Source organism: Streptomyces sp. S3(2020), from assembly GCF_013044505.1.
Taxonomy (GTDB): domain Bacteria; phylum Actinomycetota; class Actinomycetes; order Streptomycetales; family Streptomycetaceae; genus Streptomyces.
In genome coordinates, this window is record NZ_JABERD010000418.1 from 1 (window position 1) to 3,728 (window position 3,728).

Consider the following 3,728-nt stretch of genomic DNA (forward strand, 5'->3'; position numbering starts at 1 on the left):
CCCCCCCCACCCCCACCCCCGACAGGCCCGGGCGCCCATCCGGCTACCCCTGCCGGGCGTCACCAAGTCGACCCTCGCCGCACCCAGGAGGCGCCGCCCGTGGTCTCTCGGCCCCCCTTGCGCGTCTGGCCGAACGCCCATGGCGCCCCCCCGGCGCGGGGTCGCCGCGCCGCGTCGTATGCGGGGCCGGTCGGTCCACAGCGGACGTGGCCAGCCTGGCCTGCCCGGCCGGGCCCAAGGTCCGGCCCCGGCCCCACAGGCCAGGCTGTCCACGTCGCCTGTGGACCGATCGGCTCCGGATACGACGGGGCGACGCGGCCCCGCGCCGGGATGTCGCCATGGTCGTTCGGCCGTACGCGAGAGGCGGCGCCAGGAAGCCCGGACGCCGCCTTCTTCGTACGGCAGTGCTCTACTTCGTCACGCTCGGCGGCGTTATCGGTGTGGCCGCCTGGGCCTGTGGGGACGAGGTGTTGGCGTAGGCCGACGGGGCCGACATGCCCGCTGTCGGGTCGGAGTCCGGGGTGGGGTCGGTGAGGACGACCGGGCCGCCCACGATGGGGATCTGGGCCGCGTCGAAGGCCCGCTTGATGCGCCAGCGGAGTTCGCGTTCCACCGTCAGGGCCTTGCCCGGCATGGTCTTCGCCGAGACGCGGACGACCATCGAGTCCAGCAGGACGTTGTCGAGGCCGAGGACCTCGATGGGGCCCCAGAGGAGCTCGTTCCAGGGCTCGTCCTTGCTCATCCGCTCGGCGACGTCGTCGATGGTCCCCTTCACCTTGTCCAGGTCCTCCTCCGCACGGACCGTGACGTCCACGCCGGCCGTCGCCCAGCCCTGGGAGAGGTTGCCGATGCGCTTGACCTCGCCGTTGCGGACGTACCAGATCTCGCCGTTGTCACCGCGGAGCTTCGTCACGCGCAGGCCGACCTCGATGACCTCGCCGGAGGCCACGCCCGCGTCGACGGTGTCGCCGACGCCGTACTGGTCCTCCAGGATCATGAAGACACCGGAGAGGAAGTCGGTGACCAGATTGCGGGCGCCGAAGCCGATCGCCACACCCGCGACACCCGCGGAGGCGAGGAGCGGGGCCAGGTTGATCTCGAAGGTGCCCAGGACCATCAGGGCCGCGGTGCCCATGATGATGAAGCTCGCCACCGAGCGCAGCACCGAGCCGATCGCCTGGGAGCGCTGACGGCGGCGCTCGACATTGACCAGGAGGCCGCCCAGCGCGGTGCCGTCGACCGCCTGGACCGTGCGGTTCATGCGATCTATGAGCTTGGTGATCGCCCGCCGTACCACCACTCTCAGTACCGCCGCGATCACCAGGATCAGCAGGACGCGCAGACCGATCGCCAGCCAGGTCGACCAGTTCTGCTCGACCCAGCTGGCGGCGTTCGTCGCGCTCTCCTGGGCGTCCTGGAGCGAGGGGACGGCGGGCGTCGACGAGTCCGAGGGGGACGGGGACGGCGACGCCGAGGCGGCCAGTAGGACGGCGGACAACGACACGGCAGGTACCTCCAGGTGCAGCGTCTGCCTCCCGGTACGGCGGTCAAAGGGTGGTGACAGTCATCAAGGTCACGGAAAGGTCACCGGGCGGCAGACCCACCACACTAACGGTGCATCGTGTGTGGATCGTTGCAATGTTCGAGGGAGAGACCGTCCTCACCTGGGGATGAAGAAATGTGTGGTCGAAAACACTCTCAGCCCGTTACCGGGAGATGGTGGCGTTTCCACCAGGCATGAGGGGAGACTGACTACAGATCGTCCCGGCGCGAGCCACGCGCCGCCGACGCCCAAGGAGGCATCCGTGCCGCATGTCCTGGTCCTCAACGCGTCGTACGAGCCACTGGGCGTCGTACCGCTCCGCCGCGCGCTCGTCCTCGTCCTGGAGAACAAAGCCGTCTCCCTCGAGGAATCCGGCGCCTTCCTGCACAGCGCGACCGTCACACTCCCCGCACCAAGCGTGGTCCGGCTCAAGCGATTCGTACGGGTTCCCTATCGGGGGCCCGTTCCTCTGACCCGCAGGGCGCTCTTCGCGCGCGACGGGGGCCGGTGCATGTACTGCGGTGGCGTCGCAACCAGCGTCGACCACGTCATCCCGCGCAGCCGCGGGGGCAAGCACGTCTGGGACAACGTGGTGGCGTCGTGCCGCCGCTGCAACCACGTGAAGGCCGACCGACACCTGTTCGAGATCGGATGGCGGCTGCGCCACAAACCCGCTCCGCCCACCGGTCTGGCCTGGCGCATCATCGGGACCGGACATAGGGACCCGCGCTGGCTGCCGTACTTGCAGCCGTACGGCGCGGAAGACGCGATGGCCCGGATCGACGGCATCTCTGCCTGACACGATCCGGGCCTTTGTGCAGCCGCTGACGGTTGCGCACCGGCCCCGGGGGTCCCCCGTGCCCCCGGGGCCGGTCGTTCGTGCGCTCACGCGTAGCGCAGCTCCGCCGGGTTCAGGGAGCGGCGCAGCAGCGGGAGCGAGGTGGCGGCGGCGAGCAGACAGCAGGCGTACACCGCGAAGGGGACCAGGAGCGCGGCGTACGGCGTGACGGTCGGACCCTCCTGGGGGGCGGCCCCGGAGTACCAGACGCCGATCGCCATGCCTCCGGCGCCGCCCAGCAGCAGGGCGGGCGCGAGCGGCAGCGCGGTCTCCAGGAGCAGCGCCCGGCCGAGCACCTGCCGCGGCACCCCGGCGGCGGTCTGCGCGGCCAGGCCCCGGCGGCGGGTGGCCAGCGACTCGGCGGTGCCGACGGCGAGGCCGGAGAGGGTGATCACGAGAGTCGCGGCGATCGCGGCGGCGACCAGGTTCACGCCCGTGGTGTAGTACGACATGCTCGCGGCGAGCTCGTCGGGGTTCCTGGAGTCCAGTTCGGTGAGCAGCACCTGCCGGACGCCCACGAAGCCCGTCCCGACGACCGTCACCAGCAGGACCGCCGCGTGGGTGCGGGCCGCGGCCCAGGGGTCCTCACGCAGCCGTTCCGCCGCGATCAGCGTCGCCGCGGTCCGCGCCCGGCGCGCCAGCCACCGGCCCGTCAGCGTGGCCACCGCCCCGGAGATCCCCACCGCGGCCACGCCCACCAGGAGCAGCAGCCCGGCCATCATCAGCGGCCCGTTCGCGTACGTCAGACCGCCGTCGGGCATGTTGGAGGACGTACTGGACACGGCGGCCAGCGCCACCGCCGCCACGACCAGCACCCCGCCGGCGAACAGCGCCCAGAAACCGCGCCCCGATCCCGTCCGCACCCGGCGGACCCAGCCGAGCGGCGAGGCCACCACCCGGCGCAGCGCCAGCGCGCCCGCGGCCGCGCCCAGCGCCGGCACACCGAGCCCGACCAGCGCGATCCCGGTCCAGGCGAGCCAGCTCGGGTGCCGCCACTGGCTCAGCAGGACCACGACCGAGGCGATCGTGGCGAGCAGCGAGCCGAGCAGACAGGCCAGCCCCGTCTCCAGTGCCGCGATCCGCCGCACCTGCCCCGCCGAGGCCCCCGCCAGCCGCAGCCCGGCCAGTCGCCGGTCGCGGTGCACGGCCCCGATGCGGGCGCACTGGCCGAGGAAGCCGAGGACGGGGACCAGCAGGAGCAGCAGGACCACGATGACGCCGGAGCGGGTGCCGGGGTCGTTGAGGAGGCCCGCGCCCACGGGCACGTGGTACCGGCCCTGGAGCGCGGCGAGACTCACCGCGGCCAGCGCGAACGCGGTCGCGAGCCCCGCCCCCACCGCCGTGAGC

Annotated in this window: 3 protein-coding genes; 1 reads left to right on the forward strand and 2 read right to left on the reverse strand. The window is 72.6% G+C overall.

What is annotated here, in order from left to right; genetic code table 11:
• Window positions 1-409: 409 nt before the first annotated feature.
• Complete coding sequence (locus HLK59_RS48900) at window positions 410-1,504, reverse strand: mechanosensitive ion channel family protein (RefSeq protein WP_171148153.1); 1,095 nt, start codon at window positions 1,502-1,504, stop codon at window positions 410-412.
• Window positions 1,505-1,805: 301 nt separating this feature from the next.
• Between HLK59_RS48900 and HLK59_RS48905 the strand changes: the two genes are divergently transcribed.
• The gene (locus HLK59_RS48905; protein WP_171148154.1) at window positions 1,806-2,342 is read left to right on the forward strand and encodes an HNH endonuclease; all 537 of its coding nucleotides are present in this window, start codon (window positions 1,806-1,808) and stop codon (window positions 2,340-2,342) included.
• A gap of 86 nt (window positions 2,343-2,428) precedes the next feature.
• Here HLK59_RS48905 and HLK59_RS48910 read toward each other — a convergent pair.
• Window positions 2,429-3,728: FtsX-like permease family protein (locus HLK59_RS48910; RefSeq protein ID WP_171148155.1), on the reverse strand; the 1,300-nt coding region annotated here is incomplete at its 5' end.